General features: G+C 73.3%; 16 protein-coding genes and 1 pseudogene. 4 read left to right on the top strand and 13 right to left on the bottom strand.

Translation table 11 applies throughout. The features are described from left to right. Positions 1–3 precede the first annotated feature (3 nt). A complete protein-coding gene (locus tag IE217_RS07315) occupies positions 4–1716 on the top strand; it encodes a sodium/solute symporter (RefSeq protein ID WP_190176894.1) in 1713 nt (570 codons plus the stop codon). Further along, positions 1713–2918: a sensor histidine kinase gene (locus tag IE217_RS07310; RefSeq protein WP_190176893.1), complete on the top strand. Its 1206-nt coding sequence runs from the start codon at positions 1713–1715 to the stop codon at positions 2916–2918. The genes IE217_RS07315 and IE217_RS07310 overlap by 4 nt, the downstream gene beginning before the upstream one ends. 15 nt (positions 2919–2933) lie before the next feature. Here IE217_RS07310 and IE217_RS07305 read toward each other — a convergent pair whose 3' ends face one another. The 5 genes from IE217_RS07305 to IE217_RS07285 form a co-directional block, all read right to left on the bottom strand. Continuing rightward, positions 2934–3104, bottom strand: a complete 171-nt coding sequence (locus IE217_RS07305) for a hypothetical protein (RefSeq protein ID WP_190176892.1) — start codon at positions 3102–3104, stop codon at positions 2934–2936. Positions 3105–3197: 93 nt separating this feature from the next. After that, positions 3198–4148 carry a cytochrome c oxidase assembly protein gene (locus IE217_RS07300; protein WP_190176891.1) on the bottom strand — a complete coding sequence of 317 codons (951 nt, stop codon included), beginning with the start codon at positions 4146–4148 and terminating at the stop codon, positions 3198–3200. Positions 4149–4284: 136 nt separating this feature from the next. Beyond that, complete coding sequence (locus IE217_RS07295) at positions 4285–5310, bottom strand: 6-phosphofructokinase (RefSeq protein WP_190176890.1); 1026 nt, start codon at positions 5308–5310, stop codon at positions 4285–4287. Positions 5311–5577: 267 nt separating this feature from the next. Then, positions 5578–6306: a type 1 glutamine amidotransferase gene (locus tag IE217_RS07290; protein ID WP_190176889.1), complete on the bottom strand. Its 729-nt coding sequence runs from the start codon at positions 6304–6306 to the stop codon at positions 5578–5580. 20 nt (positions 6307–6326) lie between these two features. Further along, complete coding sequence (locus IE217_RS07285) at positions 6327–7565, bottom strand: MurT ligase domain-containing protein (RefSeq protein WP_190176888.1); 1239 nt, start codon at positions 7563–7565, stop codon at positions 6327–6329. A 158-nt stretch (positions 7566–7723) separates the two neighbouring features. Here IE217_RS07285 and def point away from each other — a divergent pair, with 158 nt between their 5' ends. After that, entirely contained in the window at positions 7724–8269 is a 546-nt protein-coding gene (gene def / locus IE217_RS07280; protein ID WP_190176887.1) for a peptide deformylase, read from the top strand. A gap of 181 nt (positions 8270–8450) precedes the next feature. Here the strand turns inward: def and IE217_RS07275 are convergent, their stop codons facing one another. Continuing rightward, a complete protein-coding gene (locus IE217_RS07275; protein WP_190176886.1) occupies positions 8451–9095 on the bottom strand; it encodes a TetR/AcrR family transcriptional regulator in 645 nt (214 codons plus the stop codon). A 169-nt stretch (positions 9096–9264) separates the two neighbouring features. Between IE217_RS07275 and IE217_RS07270 the strand changes: the two genes are divergently transcribed. Then, positions 9265–10491 (top strand): acyl-CoA dehydrogenase family protein, encoded by a 1227-nt coding sequence (locus tag IE217_RS07270; protein ID WP_190176885.1) that lies wholly within the window; start codon positions 9265–9267, stop codon positions 10489–10491. A 33-nt stretch (positions 10492–10524) separates the two neighbouring features. Here IE217_RS07270 and IE217_RS07265 read toward each other — a convergent pair whose 3' ends face one another. The 7 genes and pseudogenes from IE217_RS07265 to IE217_RS07235 form a co-directional block, all read right to left on the bottom strand. Further along, positions 10525–11043 (bottom strand): cupin domain-containing protein, encoded by a 519-nt coding sequence (locus tag IE217_RS07265; protein ID WP_190176884.1) that lies wholly within the window; start codon positions 11041–11043, stop codon positions 10525–10527. 7 nt (positions 11044–11050) lie between these two features. Then, complete coding sequence (locus IE217_RS07260) at positions 11051–12265, bottom strand: cytochrome P450 (protein ID WP_190176883.1); 1215 nt, start codon at positions 12263–12265, stop codon at positions 11051–11053. Next, positions 12262–13320, bottom strand: a complete 1059-nt coding sequence (locus IE217_RS07255) for a type III polyketide synthase (RefSeq protein ID WP_190176882.1) — start codon at positions 13318–13320, stop codon at positions 12262–12264. The genes IE217_RS07260 and IE217_RS07255 overlap by 4 nt, the downstream gene beginning before the upstream one ends. A gap of 689 nt (positions 13321–14009) precedes the next feature. Then, positions 14010–14249, bottom strand: coding sequence for a DUF6213 family protein (locus tag IE217_RS07250; protein WP_189704045.1), 240 nt, complete (start codon positions 14247–14249; stop codon positions 14010–14012). Positions 14250–14274: 25 nt separating this feature from the next. Further along, a complete protein-coding gene (locus IE217_RS07245; protein ID WP_190176881.1) occupies positions 14275–15663 on the bottom strand; it encodes an NADP-dependent succinic semialdehyde dehydrogenase in 1389 nt (462 codons plus the stop codon). 82 nt (positions 15664–15745) lie between these two features. Continuing rightward, positions 15746–16207, bottom strand: a pseudogene (locus IE217_RS07240) (NUDIX hydrolase); the annotation flags it as partial. A 164-nt stretch (positions 16208–16371) separates the two neighbouring features. Next, positions 16372–17910 (bottom strand): ATP-dependent DNA ligase, encoded by a 1539-nt coding sequence (locus IE217_RS07235; RefSeq protein ID WP_190176880.1) that lies wholly within the window; start codon positions 17908–17910, stop codon positions 16372–16374. Between the last annotated feature and the right edge of the window lie 9 nt (positions 17911–17919).

The following is a 17919-nucleotide window of genomic DNA, read 5'->3' as shown; positions in this document are numbered from 1 at the left end:
CCCGTGAACTCCGCCTACACCGTCCCCGCCATCACCCTCGTCGTCGTGGCCACCGTCCTGGTCGGCGCGTTCGGGCTGCGCATCTCCCGCACCACCTCCGACTTCTACGTCGCCTCCCGCACCGTCGGCCCCCGCCTGAACGCGGCCGCCATCAGCGGCGAGTACCTCTCCGCCGCCTCCTTCCTGGGCATCGCGGGCCTGGTCCTGGTGCAGGGCCCCGACATGCTCTGGTACCCGGTCGGCTACACGGCCGGATATCTGGTGCTGCTGCTCTTCGTGGCCGCACCGCTGCGCCGCTCCGGCGCCTACACCCTGCCCGACTTCGCCGAGGCCCGGCTCGCCTCCCAGGGCGTGCGGCGGCTCGCCGGCGCCTTCGTCGTCGGCGTCGGCTGGCTGTACCTGCTGCCGCAGCTCCAGGGCGCCGGGCTGACGCTCGCGGTGCTGACCGGGGCGCCCGACGCGCTCGGCGGAGTCATCGTCGCGGTCGTCGTGGTGGCCACCGTCGCCGCCGGCGGCATGCGCAGCATCACCTTCGTCCAGGCATTCCAGTACTGGCTCAAGCTGACCGCCCTGCTCGTCCCGGCCCTCTTCCTCGTCCTGGCCTGGCAGGGTGACGGCGCGCCCGGCCACGCCTTCGACGAGCCGGCCGCCTTCCGCGAGCAGCGCACCGTCCGCGTCGACGGCACCCTGGACCTCACCCTGCGCGAGGTGCTCACCGTCACCGTCAGCGGCACGGTCGACGGCCGCGCCCTCCACGACCGGCGGCTGACCCTCGCCGCCGGCACCCACCACGTCGAGCGCGGCACCCGGCTGGCCTTCCCCCGGGGAGCCGCCGTCCCCACCGCCGAGCGCGGCGGCACCCGCGGCATGTCCACCTCGCTCGCCGCCGGCCGCGAGGAACGCCCCCTCTACGCCACGTACGGACTCATCCTCGCCACCTTCCTCGGCACCATGGGCCTGCCGCACGTCGTCGTCCGCTTCTACACCAGCCCGCACGGCGTCGCCGCCCGCCGCACCACGGTGGCCGTGCTCGGCCTGATCGGCGGCTTCTACCTGCTGCCTCCCCTCTACGGCGCCCTCGGCCGCCTCTACGCCCCCGAACTGACCGTCACCGGCAACGCGGACGCCGCCGTACTGCTGCTGCCCGACCGCATGATCGGCGGCCTCGGCGGGGACCTGCTCGGCGCGCTGGTCGCGGGCGGCGCCTTCGCAGCGTTCCTGTCCACCGCCTCCGGGCTGACCATGGCGGTCGCAGGAGTGCTCACCCAGGACGTGCTGCCCTCGCGCGGGGTACGGCACTTCCGGCTCGGCACCCTCCTCGCCATGGCCGTGCCGCTGGCCGCGAGCGTCCTGGTCGGCGGCCTCCCGGTGGCCGACGCGGTCGGGCTCGCCTTCGCCGTGTCCGCGTCCTCCTTCTGCCCGCTGCTCGTCCTCGGCATCTGGTGGCGGCGGCTCACCCCGCCCGGCGCGGCCGCCGGGATGCTCGCGGGCGGCGGCGGCGCGCTCGTCGCGGTGGCCGTGACCATGGCGGGACTGCCGGGCACCGGGGGACTGCACGCGCTGCTCGCCTGGCCCGCGCTGTGGTCGGTGCCGCTGGGCTTCCTCACCATGATCCTGGTGTCCCTGGCCACGCCCGGCCGGGTGCCGCCGAGGACGGCCGCGATCCTGGCCCGCTTCCACCTGCCCGAGCAACTGCGCGCGGAGGTGAAGGCGTGAGCGGCTTCCTCGCCGGGCTGTGCGTGGCCGTACTGCCGCTGCTGGCCGCCGGGTTCTGGCTCGGCCGGCGCACGGCCCGCCCGCGCAACCTCGGCGACCTCGGCACCCCCGTCGAGCACGCCACCTTCCAGACCCTGCACACCGCCTCCCTCGCCGCGCCCCCGCTGCGGGCCGGGCTCACCGAGGAGACCGCCCGCAAGTCGGCCCGCCGGCTGCGCTCCCTGCTCGGCACCGACGCCCTGTGCCTCACCGACGACCGGCGCGTCCTGGCCTGGGACGGGGTCGGCGCCCACCACCGCGACGAGATCATGGAACGCCTCGCCGGCCCCCTGGACAGCGGGCGCGGCGAGGCCTTCCGGCTCGCCTGCGAGGTGCCCGACTGCCCGGTGCGCTGGGCCGTCGTCGCCCCGCTCACCGTCGACGACCGGGTGCACGGCGCGCTGGTCGCCTGCGCGCCCCGCGAGTCCGCCGTCCTGGTCCGGGCCGCCGGCGAGGTCGCCCGCTGGGTGACGGTCCAACTGGAGCTCGCCGACCTCGACGACTCCCGCACCCGGCTCATCGAGGCCGAGATCAAGGCCCTGCGCGCCCAGATCTCCCCGCACTTCATCTTCAACTCGCTCGCGGTGATCGCCTCGTTCGTGCGCACCGACCCCGAGCGGGCCCGCGGGCTGCTGCTGGAGTTCGCCGACTTCACCCGCTACTCGTTCCGCAGGCACGGCGACTTCACCACGCTCGCCGACGAACTGCACGCCATCGAGCACTACCTGGCGCTCGTACGGGCCCGCTTCGGCGACCGCCTCGCCGTCACCCTCCAGATCGCCCCCGAGGTGCTGCCGGTCGCGCTGCCCTTCCTGTGCCTCCAGCCGCTGGTGGAGAACGCCGTCAAGCACGGCCTGGAGGGCAAGGCCGGCACCTGCCGCATCCGCATCACCGCGCAGGACGCGGGCGCCGAGGCGCTGGTCGTCATCGAGGACGACGGCGCCGGCATGGACCCCGCGCTGCTGCGCCGCATCCTCGCGGGCGAGGTCAGCCCCTCGGGCGGCATCGGTCTGTCCAACGTCGACGACCGGCTCCGCCAGGTCTACGGCGACGACCACGGCCTGGTCATCGAGACCGCGCCCGGCGCCGGCATGAAGATCACCGTGCGGCTGCCGAAGTACCAGCCGGGCGTGCACTCGGCCGGCCGGCTGCCCGGGGAGTGAGCGGACGGGCGCGCGTCAGGTGCTGCGGGTGGCGACCATGCCGAGGGTGATCAGGCCCAGCACGACCCAGCTGAACCACAGCCACCCGTTGCCGCCGAGCGCCACCGTGTAGGCCGTCACCACGACGAGGGCGCCGACGGTGAGCACCCCCATCGCCTTCGTGGAACCGTCCGTGGAACCGGGCATCGCGACACCCTCCTCATGGTCCGTCCGCCTCCATGGTGCCCCGGCGGGGCGCGGGCGGACAGATGCGGGACAGGGCTGCACGAGGGGAACCGGTCAGTTCCCGCGCGCGTTGAGCGACGCGAGGTAGGCGTTGTACGCCGCGAGCTCCTTGTCCCCGTCGCGGTCGGCGGCGCGGTCCTTGCGCTTGGCCTGCCGCTGGTCGGAGCGGTACCACTGGTACAGCAGCGCGAGCAGCACCAGCACCGAGGGCACCTCGCTGAACGCCCAGGCGATGCCGCCCGCCGCGGTCTGGTCGGAGAGGGCGTCGATGCCGAGCGAGGCGGGCGGGTTCCTGAAGGTGTCCACCATGGTCGTGGACGCCATCATCAGCGCGATGCCGAAGAAGGCGTGGAAGGGCATGCCCGCGAACAGCTCCAGCATCCGCATCAGGTAACCGGGCCGGTTCGGGCCCGGGTCCACGCCCATGATCGGCCAGAAGAAGGCCAGGCCGACCGCGAGGAAGTGCACCATCATCGCGATGTGCCCGGCCTTCGAGCCCATGAGGAAGTCGAACAGCGGAGTGAAGTACAGCGCGTACAGGCTCGCGATGAACATCGGGATGGTGAACGCGGGGTGGGTGACGATGCGGATGTAGCGGCTGTGCAGCAGCGCCAGCAGCAGCTCGCGCGGACCCTTGCGGCCCCGGGCGGCCGGGGGCAGGGCGCGCAGCGCCAGCGTGATCGGGGCGCCGAGCAGGATCAGGATCGGCGAGAGCATGCTGATGACCATGTGCTGGACCATGTGCACGCTGAACATGACCATGCCGTAGTCGTTCAGCCCGGTGCACATCACCAGCATCACCGTCAGCACACCGACGGCGTAGGCCACGGTCCGGCCCACCGGCCAGGAGTCGCCGCGGCGCCGCAGCCGCACCACGCCCCAGCCGTACAGACCGAGGCCGAGCAGGCAGGCGACGAGGAAGAAGGGGTCCGCGGACCACTCCAGGCCGCGTCCCAGCGTGAACGGCGGCAGGTCCATCGTCATGCCGTGCCCGCTGTGATCCATCCGCCGGCTCCTGGTTCGTGGGGGTTGTGCACTGTCCGACCACAGCTGTGCGTGTCCGCAGCTGTCTGTCCGCACCCAGAGTAGAACCGCCCCCGGCCGCGATCGCGACCGGGGGCGGTGTGTGCTCGTGCGCCGGCTACAGCACGCACTCCGCCTCGGCGTACCGCTCGGCCGGAACCGTCTTGAGCGTCTCCACCGCCTCGGCCAGCGGCACCATCACGATGTCCGTGCCGCGCAGCGCGGTCATGCGGCCGAACTCCCCGCGGTGCGCGGCCTCCACGGCGTGCCACCCGAACCGCGTGGCGAGCACCCTGTCGTACGCCGTCGGGGTGCCGCCGCGCTGGACGTGCCCGAGGATGACCGGCCGGGCCTCCTTGCCCAGGCGCTCCTCCAGCTCGACGGAGAGCTGCCGGGCGACGCCGGCGAACCGCTCGTGGCCGTAGACGTCCTTGCCGCCCTCGTCGAAGTCCATGGTGCCGGCGAGCGGCTTGGCGCCCTCGGCGGCCACCACGATCGCGAAGCGCTTGCCGGCCGCGAACCGCTCGCCGACCTTCTTCGCCAACTCCTCGATGTCGAAGGGGCGTTCCGGTACGACGATGGCGTGGGCGCCGGCCGCCATGCCGGACTGGAGCGCGATCCAGCCGGTGTGCCGGCCCATGACCTCCACGATCAGCACCCGCTGGTGCGACTCGGCGGTGGTCTTCAGCCGGTCCAGGGCCTCGGTGGCCACGGTCACGGCCGTGTCGAAGCCGAAGGTGACATCGGTGACCGCGATGTCGTTGTCGATGGTCTTGGGCACCCCGACGATGGGCAGGCCGCTGTCGGACAGCAGCCGGGCCGCCTTCAGCGTGCCCTCGCCGCCGATCGGGATGATCGCGTCGAGCCCCAGCTCCTCGACGTGGCCCCGCGCCCGCTCCACGCCGTCGCGCAGATGCTCGGGGCGGACCCGGGAGGAGCCGAGGATGGTGCCGCCGCGGGCCAGGATGCCGCCCACGGCGTCGAGGTCGAGCTTGAGGTAGTCGCACTCCAGGAGGCCCTTCCAGCCGTCCCGGAAGCCGATGACCTCGTCGCCGTGGTCGACGACGGCGCGGTGCACGACGGACCGGATGACGGCGTTCAGGCCGGGGCAGTCGCCGCCGGACGTGAGGACACCAATGCGCATAGCCCGGATTACCTTCTCCACGTGGGCACGGGACCGGACCGCGCTGTCCGGCTCGATCCCCGCCACCCTAGCGGCACCAGGGGGGAGGGCCGAACCATGCGTCCGCCTGCTGGACGGGGCCGCTCACCTGTGCGTACGGCCCGTCAGACGGGCTCGGTGAGCGGCGCCCGCGAGCCGGTCGCGCGGCCGGTTCCCCGGGGCCCCGGAGGCTCACAGGAGAACCGTTCCCGCGTGGAGCGGCACGTGCGCGAGTGCCGCGCGCGGGTGCTACGCGGGCTGCTCGGCCGCGGCGATGCGCTCGCTGCGCAGCGCCTCGTACCAGCGGTCGTCGACCGGCGGCAGCGCGTTCACGTCGAGGGCCAGCTTCAGCAGCAGGTCCGCGATCAGCGGGTTGCGGGCGAGGACCGGGCCGTGCATGTACGTGCCGAAGACGGTGTCGTTGTAGGCGCCCTCGGTGCCGTCGCCGGTGCCGTTGCCGTTGCCCTGGCGGACCTGGGCGAGAGGGCGGGCGGTGGGGCCGAGGTGGGTGACGCCCTGGTGGTTCTCGAACCCGGTCAGCTGGGGCAGGCCCAGGCGCGGGTCGATGTCGCCCAGCACGTCGCCGACGCAGCGCTCGCCCTCGCCGCGCACCGACACCACGTCCAGCAGGCCGAGGCCCGGCTCGCGCTGGCCGAGGTCGTTGATGAACTCGTGGCCGAGGATCTGGTAGCCCGCGCAGACCGAGAAGACGATCGCGCCGTTGCCCACGGCCCGGTCCAGACCGCCGTCGCGGCGCAGCCGCTCCGCGGCGAGCCGCTGCGGCCGGTCCTCGCCGCCGCCGATCAGGTAGATGTCGCCGGAGGTCGGGATCGGCTGGTCGCTGCGCACGTCGAGACGGGCCACGTCCAGGCCCCGCTGCCGGGCCCGCCGCTCCACGACGAGCGCGTTGCCCTGGTCGCCGTAGGTGCTCAGCAGGTCCGGGTAGATCCACACCAGGCGCAGTTGGTTGTCACTCATGAAGTGCTCGTCCTTCGTGGTCAGTTGCCGACGCGGCGGCGCAGGTCCTGGAACGCGGTGTAGTTGGCGATGACCTCGATCCGGCCCGGCGGGGCCTGCTGGACGGCCTGGTCGAGGTTGTCGCAGACCTGGAAGTGCTGGTTGGCCACCTCCAGGCGCACCGCGAGGTCCAGCTTGCGGTCGCCGATCACGAAGAGCGGGTGGCCGGTCAGGCGCGTGTAGTCCACGTCCCACAGCCAGGAGGTGTCGGTGCCGTCCGCGCCGCGCGCGTTCACCGAGAGGATCACCGGGGTGGGCGGCGGGTCGATGAGCGAGAACGTCTCCAGCCAGCCGGCCGGGTTCTTCGCCAGCAGCAGCCTGAGGTCGCGGCCCTGGAACTGGACCACGTCGTAGCGTCCGGCGACCGCCTGCACCTGGTACATGCGCTCCAGAGCCACCTGCGGCGGCACGCCGAAGACGGCGGCCACGGCGGCGGAGGAGGCGGCGTTGGCACGGTTGGCGCGGCCCGGCAGCTGGAGGTGGATCGGCCAGGCCGAGCCGTGCGGGTCCAGGACGTGCTCGCCGGACAGCGCCCAGCTCGGGGTGGGCCGGCGGAAGCCGCACTCGCCGCAGAACCAGTCGTCGCCGGGGCGCTGCATCACGCCGCCGCAGGCCGGGCAGGACCAGGCGTCGTCCTTCCACATCTGGCCGGCGGCCACCCAGACCACGTTGGGGGAGGAGGACGCCGCCCACACGACCAGCGGGTCGTCGCAGTTGGCGACGATGACGGCCTTGGAACCGGACAGGCCCTCGCGCCAGTTCTCGGCGAGCATCCGGGTCTCGGCGGCGCGGTCGAGCTGGTCGCGGGAGAGGTTGAGCAGCGCGATGCACTTGGGGTCGGTGTCCCGGGCCACGCCCGCGAGGTACTTCTCGTCGACCTCGATCACGCCGTACCGGGCGTCCGAGCCGCCCGCCAGCGCGGAGGTGATGCCCGCGGGCATGTTGGCGCCGAGGGCGTTGGAGACGACGGGGCCCGCGGCCCGCAGCGCCTCGGCGATGAGCCGGGTGGTGGTCGTCTTGCCGTTGGTCGCCGAGACCAGGACCACGTCCAGGTTCTGGGCGAGCCGGGCCAGGAGGTCGGGGTCGAGTTTGAGCGCCACCCGGCCGCCGATCACCGAACCGCTGCCGCGCCCCGCGGCACGCGATGCAGCCGCGACCGCCTTGCCCGCGGTCACGGCCAGCTTGGCCCGCGGCGTGAGCGGGTCCGAGTTGCCTGCCATCAGTTCTCGATCCTCCTTGCGTACGCGCCGCGCCTGAGCCATCCGGCAACGTGGTGTGGACCTCAGCCTATCGAGATCCGTTCGCGCTCCCGAATCCCGGCACGGTCACGAAAGACGCACGCCTCTCGCGCGTCCAGGAGGACCGTACCCTTGCCGCCATGCGACACGGCTCGATCCCGGGCGCCCGCGGGCGCGTGCGGCCCCTCACCCTGCTCGGCGACCCGGTGCTGCGGGCACCCTGCCGGGAGGTCACCGCGTTCGGCCCCGAACTGGCCGCGCTCGTCGAGGACTTGTTCGCCACGATGTACGCCGCCCGGGGCGTCGGACTGGCCGCGAACCAGGTGGGGGAGCCGCTGCGGGTGTTCGTCTACGACTGCCCGGACGACGAGGACGTACGGCACGTCGGCCACCTGGTGAACCCGCGCCTGGTCACGGCGGACGGGGTCGTGGTGCGCGGCCCCGAGGGCTGCCTGTCCCTGCCGGGCCTGGAGGCCGGCACCGAGCGCTACGACCACGCGGTCGTCGAGGGCTTCACTGCGGCGGGCGAGCCGGTCACCGTCCACGGCACCGGCTTCTTCGCCCGCTGCCTCCAGCACGAGTGCGACCACCTGGCCGGCCGCCTGTACCCCGACCACCTCACGGGCTGGCGCCACCGCAGACTGCGGCGCCAGGCCTCGAAGGCACCGTGGGCACACCGCCCGTAAGCCCGGCCACCGGCCACGGCCGGCTCGCCGCTTCGGCCCCGGGCCAGGCCACCGGCCCTCACCCCGGGTGCGGGCCCGGAGCCCGCCCGGTGCTGCTGCCGGTCGCCGGTTCGCAGCCGGCCGCCGGCCACCGACCGCAGGCCGCGGGCCCGGCCGCCGGTGCGGAACCCGGCGTCGGGTGTCAGAAGCCGGGGCCGCCCATTTTGTCGCCCGCTGCTGCCAGGCGGCCCCAGAGGAGGTCGGCGAGGCTGCGGACCAGTTCGGCGCGGGAGCAGGGGCGTTCGCCGAGCCACCAGTCGCCGGCGGCGTGCATCATGCCGACGATGCCGTGGCCCCAGACCCGGGCCAGTTGCTGGTTGCCCGGGCCGAGGTCCAGCCGTTCCTCGATGACCTGGGCCAGTTCCTCGCCCATGCGGCGCAGCAGCGGGGCGGAGTGCAGGCCGACGTCGAAGCCCTGGTCGGTGCTCTGGCCGGCCTCCGCGGGGTGCATCAGGAACCGGTACACCTGCGGCCGGGCCTCGATCGCCGCGAGGTAGGTGTCCAGCGTCGCCTCCACCCGCTCGCGCCGGTCCGCCGGGGCGTCCAGCGCGGCCCGCAGCGAGTCGAGCAGGGCGTCGGTGTGCCGCTTGGCGAGGGCCGCGTACAAGCCGCCCTTGTCGCCGAAGTGGCGGTAGAGGATCGGTTTGGTGATGCCGGCCTCGGCGGCGATGGCGTTCATGGAGGCCTGTGGGCCGTCGCGCAGCACCACCCGGTCGGCGGCCTCCAGCAGCTCGCGCCTGCGGCGGTCGGCGGACCGCTGCTGATCGGTCCGCTGCGTGGTGTCCATGAGCTCTCCCCACCCGTGCTGTTTCGGTGACGCCTGCGCAAACTAACACTGACAGCCCCTGAGACCTCGAACGGGCTGCCGAGAGATCATGAGGAGTTGACTTTTCCTACCGGTCGGTAACACAGTAGGGTTACCGCAAGTAACACGCATGTGCACCGCTGGAGGGGACATGGCCGAGTTCACCATGGAGCTCAACGACGAACAGAAGGAGGTCCGGGACTGGCTGCACGGCTTCGCCGCCGACGTCATCCGCCCCGCGGCCGCCGAATGGGACGAGCGTGAGGAGACTCCCTGGCCGGTCATCCAGGAGGCCGCCAAGGTCGGCATCTACTCCCTCGACTTCTACGCCCAGCAGTACTTCGACGCCACCGGCCTCGGCATCCCCATGGCCATGGAGGAGCTGTTCTGGGGCGACGCGGGCATCGCCCTGTCGATCGTCGGCACCGGCCTCGCCGCCGTCGGCGTCCTCGCCAACGGCACCGAGGAGCAGATCGGCACCTGGATCCCGCAGATGTACGGCGACGCGAACGACGTCAAGGTCGCCGCCTTCTGCTCCTCCGAGCCCGACGCCGGCTCCGACGTCGCCTCCCTGCGCACCCGCGCGGTCTACGACGAGGCCAAGGACGAGTGGGTGATCAACGGCACGAAGACCTGGGCCACCAACGGCGGCATAGCCAACGTGCACGTCGTCGTCGCCTCCGTCGACCCGGAGCTCGGCTCCAAGGGCCACGCCTCCTTCATCGTCCCGCCGAACACCCCGGGCCTCGCCCAGGGCCAGAAGTTCAAGAAGCACGGCATCCGCGCCTCGCACACCGCCGAGGTGATCCTCGACAACGTGCGCGTCCCCGGCTCCTGCCTGCTCGGCGGCAAGGAGAAGCTGGACGAGCGGCTCGCCCGCGCCCGCGAGCGGGCGGCCAAGGGCGGCGAGCGGGTCAAGAACGCGGCGATGGCCACCTTCGAGGCGTCCCGCCCCGCCGTCGGCGCCATGGCGGTGGGCACCGCCCGCGCCGCGTACGAGGTCGCCCTCGACTACGCGAAGACCCGCGAGCAGTTCGGCCGGCCGATCATCGACAACCAGGGCGTCGCCTTCCAGCTCGCCGACATGCGCACCCAGATCGACGCCGCCCGCCTGCTGGTGTGGCGCGCCTCCTGGATGGCGGTCAACGGCAAGCCGTTCACCGCCGCCGAGGGCTCGATGTCCAAGCTGTTCGCCAGCGAGACCGCGAAGAAGGTCACCGCCCAGGCGATCCAGATCCTGGGCGGCAACGGCTACACCCGGGAGTACCCGGTGGAGCGGATGCACCGCGACGCGGCGATCTACACCATCTTCGAGGGCACCAGCGAGATCCAGCGGCTGGTGATCTCCCGCACGATCTCCGGGATGCCGATCCGGTAGGTCCCGCACCCGACCGGGCGCCGCCAACGGCCGCTAGCGGTGCCTGAGCGGCGTCAGCTGCTCGATGTCGTAGCGCGTCCGCAGTTCCTCGATCGCCGCGTGGTCCGGCGGGCCCCCGTTCCCGAGGATCTCCAGCAGTTCCTCGAAGTACCGCTCGTGGTCCGGGGGCGGGGAGGCCTGGAAGAACATCTTGGCCGGCGTGTCCGTCGGGTTCGCGAACGCGTGCGGGCAGCCCGGCGGCACCACGATCACTGTGCCGGGGCCCGCCCGCACCACCCGGTTGCCGGAGGCCGACTCCCAGCGTTGCCAGTGGTCGGGGGTGCGGATGCGGGGCTCGAAGGCGAGCACGTCCAGCTCGCCCTCGAGCACGTAGAACAACTCCTCGCTGCGCGTGTGCACATGGGCGCCCACGTCGAAGCCCGGCGGGACCTCCACCTCGAAGGTGGAGGCCGTGCGCGAGTGCGAGCCGGTGACCTTGAACGTCACCCGCTGGGCCGGCGTCTCCACGACCCGGCCCTGTCCCGGCGGCACGAGCAGCCCCTCGCTGGTCATCGCGGGCTCACCAGGTCACGGGCAGGGCCTCGGGCCCGCGGATCAACGCGCCCTTCTTGAAGGGCACCTGACCCGGCGGCACCGCGAGCCGCAGCCCCGGTATCCGGTCGAGCAGCGCGTCCACCAGCAACTGCGACTCCATCCGGGCCAGTTGGCCGCCGGGGCAGTAGTGCGGGCCGAAGCCGAACGCCACATGGGGATTCGGGCCGCGATCGAAGTCGATCTCCTCGGGGTCGCGGAAGACCTCCGGGTCACGGTTGGCGGCCAGGTACGACACGTAGACCGCGTCGCCCGCCCGGATCCGCGTCCCGGCGATCTCCACGTCCTCCATGGCGATCCGGGACAGCCCGACCGCGTTGCGGTGCGGGATGTAGCGCAGCAGTTCGTCGACGGCCTGCGGGCGGATGCCCGGCTCGGCGCGCAGCCGCTCGGCCAGCTCCGGGCGGGTCAGCAGGATGTAGAACATCTGCCCGCTGTTGTTGGTGACCGCCTCGCCGCCGATCTGCAGCAGCACCGCGAGACCGACCGCCTCCTCCATGGTGATCTCGCCGCGCCCCACGGCCGCGCCGAGCAGTGAGGCCACGTCCTCCCCGGTGCTCCCGGACCGCGCGCCGATCAGATCGGTGAAGTAAGCGCCCATCTCCTCCTTGGCCTTCTCGCTGACCGAGGCGCCGTGCGAGGAGGACAGGATCAGCTGCGTCCAGTTGTGCATGCCGTGCCGGTCGGCGGCCGGCACACCCATCAGCTCGCAGATGACCGCGATCGGGAAGGGGCTGAGCACTGCGGCGGTGAGGTCGGCGGGCGGGCCGTCCCGGAGGAGCTCGCCGACCAGTTCGTCCAGCATCCGCCGGGCGTCCTCCCGTACCCGCCCCACCCCCCGCGCGGTGAACGCGGGGGCGACGGAGCGGCGCAGCCGGGTGTGGTCGGGCGGGTCCAGGAAACCGACCGCGCCACGGCTGGGGATGAAGTGCGGGGCCAGCCGCGTGACCGGCCGGTCCATGACCGCCTCGCGGCTGAACCGGGGGTCGTTGGTGACCGACCGCACGTCGTCCATGCGGGTCACCAGCCACGCCCAGCCCTCGCCGTTGGGCAGTTCGACGCGGGTGACGGGGCCCTCCGCCATCAGCTCGGCCAGCACCGGGTCGAATTCGGTCCCGGTCAGGTCGCCGGCCGGCCAGTGCCGCACCGGGGGCAGGGTCTCGGTGAGCGTCTCCCCGCTCATGCCCCGTCCCCGATCTGCCAGCGGCCGAGCGACATCTCCGCGGTGATGCCGGGGCCGAACCCGGCGAGCAGTCCGCGGGCCCGCTCGTCGACGCCGCCGTCGTCGAACAGCCGCCGCAGCGCGTCCAGTACGACGGCGCTGGCGATGTTGCCGTACTCGGTGAGCGTGGCCCGGCTGAAGCGGAAGGCGTGCGGTTCGACCTTCAGGAACTTGCTGAGGTCGTCCAGGATGCGGGGGCCGCCCGCGTGGATGACGTAGAAGTCCAGGTCGGAGGCGTCCCAGCCGTGCAGCCCGGCGAGGTCCTTCAGGGCGGGGGCGAGCGGCTCCATGGTGGCCGGCACCCGCTTGTCCAGCAGGAAGTGGAAACCGGTCGCCCGGACGTCGTACGCGATCCAGTCCTCGGTCTTGGGGATCAGGTACGAGCCGTTGCGCTCCAGGCGGACGCCGGTGCCGCCGGTGCCGCGGACCACGGCGGCGGCGATGCCGTCGCCGAACAGGCCGTTGGAGAGCAGGGAGCCGACGCCGAGGTCGGTGGGCTGGTAGCACAGCGAGCAGAACTCGCAGGCCACGATGAGCGCGTTGGCGTCCGGGTAGGCCGTGCAGAAGTCGTGGGCCCGGTTGATCGCCGCGCCGCCGGCCGCGCAGCCCAGCTGGGCTATGGGTATCTGGCGGGTGGTCGGGTCGAAGTCCAGCTCGTTGATCAGCCACGCCGTGAGCGAGGGCATCATGAAGCCCGTGCAGGAGACGTAGATGATGACATCGATGTCGGTCGTCAGGAGGCCGGCGTCGTCGAGCGCCCGCTGGATGACCGCGGGGACCCGCGCCTTGGCCTCCTGCTCGTAGAGCTTGTTGCGCTCCTCGAAGCCCGGGTGCTTCAGGGTCTCCTCGATGGGTTGCACGATGTGCCGGGTGCGCACACCGGTGTTCTCGATCAGCCGGAGGGCCAGCGGGAGTTGCGGGTGGTCCGCGTGGTGGGAACGCGCGAGTTCGAGCGTTTCCTCCATCGTGATGACGTGCTCTGGAACGGACACCGAGGGTCTGCACAAAGTCGCCATGCCGTGCCTGCTTTCGCCTTCCGGAAGGCCGGTAGCCCCCCGGTCAGAGGGTGGTGCACCCAGAAGGGTGGTCCAACCACGATCGCCCGGGAGGGCGACGATCTCTCGCCGGACTACTCCAATCCGGCGACGGCGAGCACGGCCCCGGGGCCCCTCACCGCCCCCGCCGCATGCCCCGCCCGTCGGCGCCGCGCTCGGCATACCCGCAGGTCGACGCCTCGCCCACGGTCCCGGCACCACCACACCCGAGGCCCGCGGAACCGACGCCCCCCGAAGCACGCCCACCCGCCCCCCGCGCGCCGCCACCCACCCGCCCACGCCCCCGGACGGCGGCCCGAGGGGGACTCGGCGGTCGGTCGGCCGGGTCCGGGGTCGCGCGGCGGCGGGCCCGTGCGGTCGCTACGGCTCGGCCGCGAGGGCGAGTGGGCCGCCGTCCGGCGGGGATGGGAAGGCGCGCGCCGCAGTGCGCGTGTGACGGGGCGGCCGAGCCGCGGGCGAGGACAGTCGCGCCCCGGGTGGGGGTGCGGGTGCGGGTGGCGGTGCGGGTGCGGGCCTGGCTGCCGGCCGGGCCCGCCACCGGGCCGCGTCGGCAAGCGGCCGTCCGGGCCGGGGACTTGCCGTGCCGCACCCGGCGCCCCAGGGCTCCCGGCGCCGGGGGCGCGGCCGCGCGCCGCCCCCGGCGGGCGTGCTCAGCCCGACGCCGCTCCGCTGCTGTGGGCGATGCAGGCGACGTCGATGCGGTCGGCGAGTTTGGCCAGTTCGATGGTCAGGGCGGCGACCGTGTCCTCGTCGAGACGCTCCTGCCCGGTCTCCACCAGGCGCAGCCACCGGCCGCCCACCGTCCGCAGCAGCTTGCTCACATCGGCCGCGGCCACCTGCAAGGTACCGCGGTCGTCGACGATCAGAGGGAGAGTCACTTCGCGGTTCACAAAGGGGATCGTAGCCGCGGAAGCGTCACGCCCCGTGCCATACCGTGGTGATGTTGCAGAACTCGCGGATTCCGTGCCCGGACAGCTCACGCCCGTACCCCGACCGCTTCACTCCGCCGAACGGCAGCGCCGGGTGCGAAGCGGTCATGCCGTTCACGTACACCCCGCCCGCCTCCAGGTCCCGTACGAACCGGTCGACCTCCTTCTCGTCCCGCGTCCACACGTTGGAACTCAGCCCGAACAGCGAGTCGTTGGCGATGAGCACGGCCTCGTCCAGGTCCGCCGCGCGGTACAGCGTGGCCACCGGCCCGAAGGCCTCCTCCCGGTGGATGCGCATCTCACGGGTGATGCCCGCCAGCACGGTCGGCGGGTAGTACCAGCCCGGCCAGTCCGGCCGCTGCCCGCCGCACAGCACCCGTGCCCCGCCGCGCACCGCGTCGTCGACCAACTCCTCCAGGTCGGCCCGGCCCCGCTCGCTGGAGAGCGGCCCGACCTGGGTGTCCTCCTGCATCGGGTCACCGACCTTCAGCGCCCGCATCCCGGCCACGAACCGCTCGGCGAAGGCGTCGTAGACGTCCGTGTGCACGATGAAGCGCTTTGCGGCGATGCAGGACTGGCCGTTGTTCTGCACCCGCGCGGTCACCGCCACCTCGGCGGCCCGGTCGAGGTCGGCCGAGGGCATCACGATGTACGGATCGCTGCCGCCCAGCTCCAGCACCGTCTTCTTGATCATCTCCCCGGCGGTGGAGGCGACGGCACGCCCGGCCGGCTCGCTGCCGGTGAGCGTGGCCGCCTTGACCCGCTCGTCGCGCAGGACGTCGTCCACCGCGCCGGAGCCGATCAGCAGCGTCTGGAAGCAGCCCTCGGTGAAGCCCGCCCGGTGGAACAGGTCCTCCAGGTACAGGGCGGTCTGCGGCACGTTGGAGGCGTGCTTGAGCAGTCCGACGTTGCCCGCCATCAGCGCGGGCGCGGCGAAGCGGATCACCTGCCACAGCGGGAAGTTCCAGGGCATCACCGCGAGCACCGGGCCGAGCGGCCGGTAGCGGACCAGGGCGCGCGAGGCGCCGGAGTCCTTCACGTCCGACTCGGCGGGCTCCTCGTCGGCGAGCAGTTCCTCGGCGTGCTCGGCGTACCAGCGCATCGCCTTCGCGCACTTGGCGGCCTCCGCCCGGGCCTGCTTGACCGGCTTGCCCATCTCCGTGGTCATGACGCGGGCGATCTCGTCCCGGTCCTCGTCGAGGAGGCCGGCGGCGCGGTCCATCAGCCGGGCCCGCTCGGCGAAGGCCGTCGTGCGGTACGTGCGGAAGGTGGCCTCGGCGAGCTGGAGCCGGCGCCCGATCTCCTCCTCGCCCATGGCCTCGTAGGTCTTGATCGTCTCGCCGGTGGCCGGGTTCACCGTGGCGATGGTGGACATGGCTGACCTCCCCTTCGCGCGGGCTGTGCTTCGACCTTCGCGCGCCGCGGTGCCCGCCGCAACGCGTGAGGCTCCTGCCTCGTCAGAGCGAGTGCTCAGCCAGCCGGTCCAGAAACGCGGCCTGGGCCTTGACGATCACCTCGCGGGCGCGGTCCAGGCCGAGCCACGCCACCCGGTCCAGCTCCGGGAACTCCCGGGTGCGCCCGGAGCGCGGCGGCCACTCCATCGAGAAGGTGCCCGGAGTGATCGCCGCCGGGTCGAGGTCGCCCTCGACCGCCCAGGCCGTGACCACCTTGCCGTTCGCCTGCCGGACCTCGCCGAGCGGCAGCGCCGTGCCGTCGGGCGGCGCCAGCCCCAGCTCCTCGCGGAACTCGCGCCGCGCCGCCTCCCAGGCGGGCTCGTCCCCCTCGTACTCGCCCTTGGGCACCGTCCACGCCCCCGCGTCGCGCCGCGCCCACAGCGGGCCGCCCATGTGCCCGAGCAGCACCTCCAGGCCGCCGTCCGCGCGCCGGAAGAGGAGCAGACCCGCACTGCGCCTGCCGCGCCGGGCCCGCTGCGGCTGGCGGTCCCGCCGGCCCCGCTCGTCCTGCTGGTCGCCCGGGCCCTGCTGGGCTCCCGGGCTCTGCTGGTCCCCCGGGGCCTGCTGGTTCCCCCGGCTCTGCTGGTCCCCTCGGCCCCGCTGGTCCCGCCCGTCCCGGCTGTCGTCCGTCACGGCCGTACCTCCGGGTGCGCGGCCAGCAGCGTCTCCACCGTGTCGGCATCCTCCGGGCGCTTGTCCTCGCGGTAGCGCACGACCCGGGCGAAGCGCAGGGTGACGCCCGCCGGGTAGCGCGTGGAGCGCTGGAGGCCGTCGTAGGCGATCTCGACGACCAGTTCGGGCCGTACGACCACGCCCCAGCCCTTCTCCTCGACGGCGAGCTCGCGCAGGCGCTCGGTCTGCCAGCCCAGCAGCGCGTCCGTCATGCCCTTGAAGGTCTTCCCGAGCATGGCGAAGCCGCCGTCCGCCGTCCGCGCGCCCAGGTGCAGGTTGGAGAGGCGGCCGGTGCGGCGGCCGTGGCCCCACTCCGCGGCCAGGACCACCAGGTCGAGGGTGTGCACGGGCTTGACCTTCAGCCAGGAGGCGCCCCGCCGGCCCGCGCTGTAGGGGGCGTCGAGCGCCTTGACGACCACGCCCTCGTGGCCGCGCGCGAGGGTCCCGGCGAGGAAGTCCTCGGCCTCGCGCACGTCCGCCGGGCCGGACACCAGGGTGCGCCTGACCCGCATCGGCTCCGGGACCAGCCGGGCCAGCTCCGCGTGCCGCCCGGCGAAGGGCAGGTCGAGCAGGTCCCGGTCGCCGACCGCGAGCGCGTCGAAGAACACGGGGGAGACCGGGACCTGCTCGGCCGCCGTCGCCACGTCCAGCCGCGAGCCCACCCGGCCCGCCGTCTCCTGGAAGGAGCGCGGGCGCCCGTCCGCGCCGAAGGAGATCACCTCGCCGTCGAGGATGAACCGTTCGCCCGGTAGTTCGAGGGCGGCCGCGGTGACCTCCGGGAGCCGGTCGGTGATGTCGTCCAGCGTGCGGGTGTGGATCCGTACCGTCCCGCCGTCCCGGTGCACCTGGACCCGGATGCCGTCCAGCTTCTCCTCGACCGCGCACGCCCCCAGCTTGTCCAGCGCCTCCGCCACGGAGGAGGCGCTGTGCGCGAGCATGGGCAGCACCGGGCGGCCCACCGTGAGCCGGAACCGCTCCAGCGCCCGCGGCCCGTCCGCGAGCAGCGCACGCGCCACCGTCTGGAGCGAGCCGGCCAGCATCACCGCCCGCCGCACGTCCGCCGCCGGCGCGCCCGTGGCCGCGGCCAGCGCCTCCACGGCGAGGGCGTCCAGCGCCCCCTGCCGTACCTCCCCGGTGAGCAGGCCCAGCAGGAACCGCTGCTCGTCCTGCGTGGCCGCGCCCATCAACTCGCCCACGATCCGCGCCCGTTCGGCCTGCGAACCAGGCCCGGACACCTTGCCGAGCTCGCTCAGCCGGGCGTCCACCTCCCGCACGGTGAGCGAGGGCTCCGGGGCCGGTGCGACCGGGCGCCCGAGCACCTTCCAGCCCACGCCGAGCCGTCCCTGCGGCAGCCTTCCGGCGAGATAGGGGATGACGACCGGCACGTCGTCCGCCTCCGCGTCCCGGAACAGCTCCGCGAGCAGGGCGGTCTTCCGGGACCGCGCCGAGGTGGCCGCGACCTCCCGCGACACCTGTGCCAGCCGGGCGAGCAGCATGCAGTCATG

Source organism: Streptomyces naganishii JCM 4654, from assembly GCF_014650575.1.
Lineage (GTDB): Bacteria > Actinomycetota > Actinomycetes > Streptomycetales > Streptomycetaceae > Streptomyces > Streptomyces naganishii.
The sequence above is the reverse complement of the archived record's forward strand: the minus strand, read 5'-3'. Positions and strand labels throughout refer to the sequence as shown.

What these genes read in the sequence shown, in the direction of transcription:
- IE217_RS07300 (WP_190176891.1), bottom strand. Translation starts at nt 4,148, where the DNA reads ATGGATCACAGCGGGCACGGCATGACGATGGACCTGCCGCCGTTCACG.
- IE217_RS07235 (WP_190176880.1), bottom strand. Translation starts at nt 17,910, where the DNA reads ATGCTGCTCGCCCGGCTGGCACAGGTGTCGCGGGAGGTCGCGGCCACC.
- IE217_RS07290 (WP_190176889.1), bottom strand. Translation starts at nt 6,306, where the DNA reads ATGAGTGACAACCAACTGCGCCTGGTGTGGATCTACCCGGACCTGCTG.
- IE217_RS07295 (WP_190176890.1), bottom strand. Translation starts at nt 5,310, where the DNA reads ATGCGCATTGGTGTCCTCACGTCCGGCGGCGACTGCCCCGGCCTGAAC.
- IE217_RS07265 (WP_190176884.1), bottom strand. Translation starts at nt 11,043, where the DNA reads ATGACCAGCGAGGGGCTGCTCGTGCCGCCGGGACAGGGCCGGGTCGTG.
- def (WP_190176887.1), top strand. Translation starts at nt 7,724, where the DNA reads ATGCGACACGGCTCGATCCCGGGCGCCCGCGGGCGCGTGCGGCCCCTC.
- IE217_RS07270 (WP_190176885.1), top strand. Translation starts at nt 9,265, where the DNA reads ATGGCCGAGTTCACCATGGAGCTCAACGACGAACAGAAGGAGGTCCGG.
- IE217_RS07255 (WP_190176882.1), bottom strand. Translation starts at nt 13,320, where the DNA reads ATGGCGACTTTGTGCAGACCCTCGGTGTCCGTTCCAGAGCACGTCATC.
- IE217_RS07285 (WP_190176888.1), bottom strand. Translation starts at nt 7,565, where the DNA reads ATGGCAGGCAACTCGGACCCGCTCACGCCGCGGGCCAAGCTGGCCGTG.
- IE217_RS07275 (WP_190176886.1), bottom strand. Translation starts at nt 9,095, where the DNA reads ATGGACACCACGCAGCGGACCGATCAGCAGCGGTCCGCCGACCGCCGC.
- IE217_RS07245 (WP_190176881.1), bottom strand. Translation starts at nt 15,663, where the DNA reads ATGTCCACCATCGCCACGGTGAACCCGGCCACCGGCGAGACGATCAAG.
- IE217_RS07260 (WP_190176883.1), bottom strand. Translation starts at nt 12,265, where the DNA reads ATGAGCGGGGAGACGCTCACCGAGACCCTGCCCCCGGTGCGGCACTGG.
- IE217_RS07305 (WP_190176892.1), bottom strand. Translation starts at nt 3,104, where the DNA reads ATGCCCGGTTCCACGGACGGTTCCACGAAGGCGATGGGGGTGCTCACC.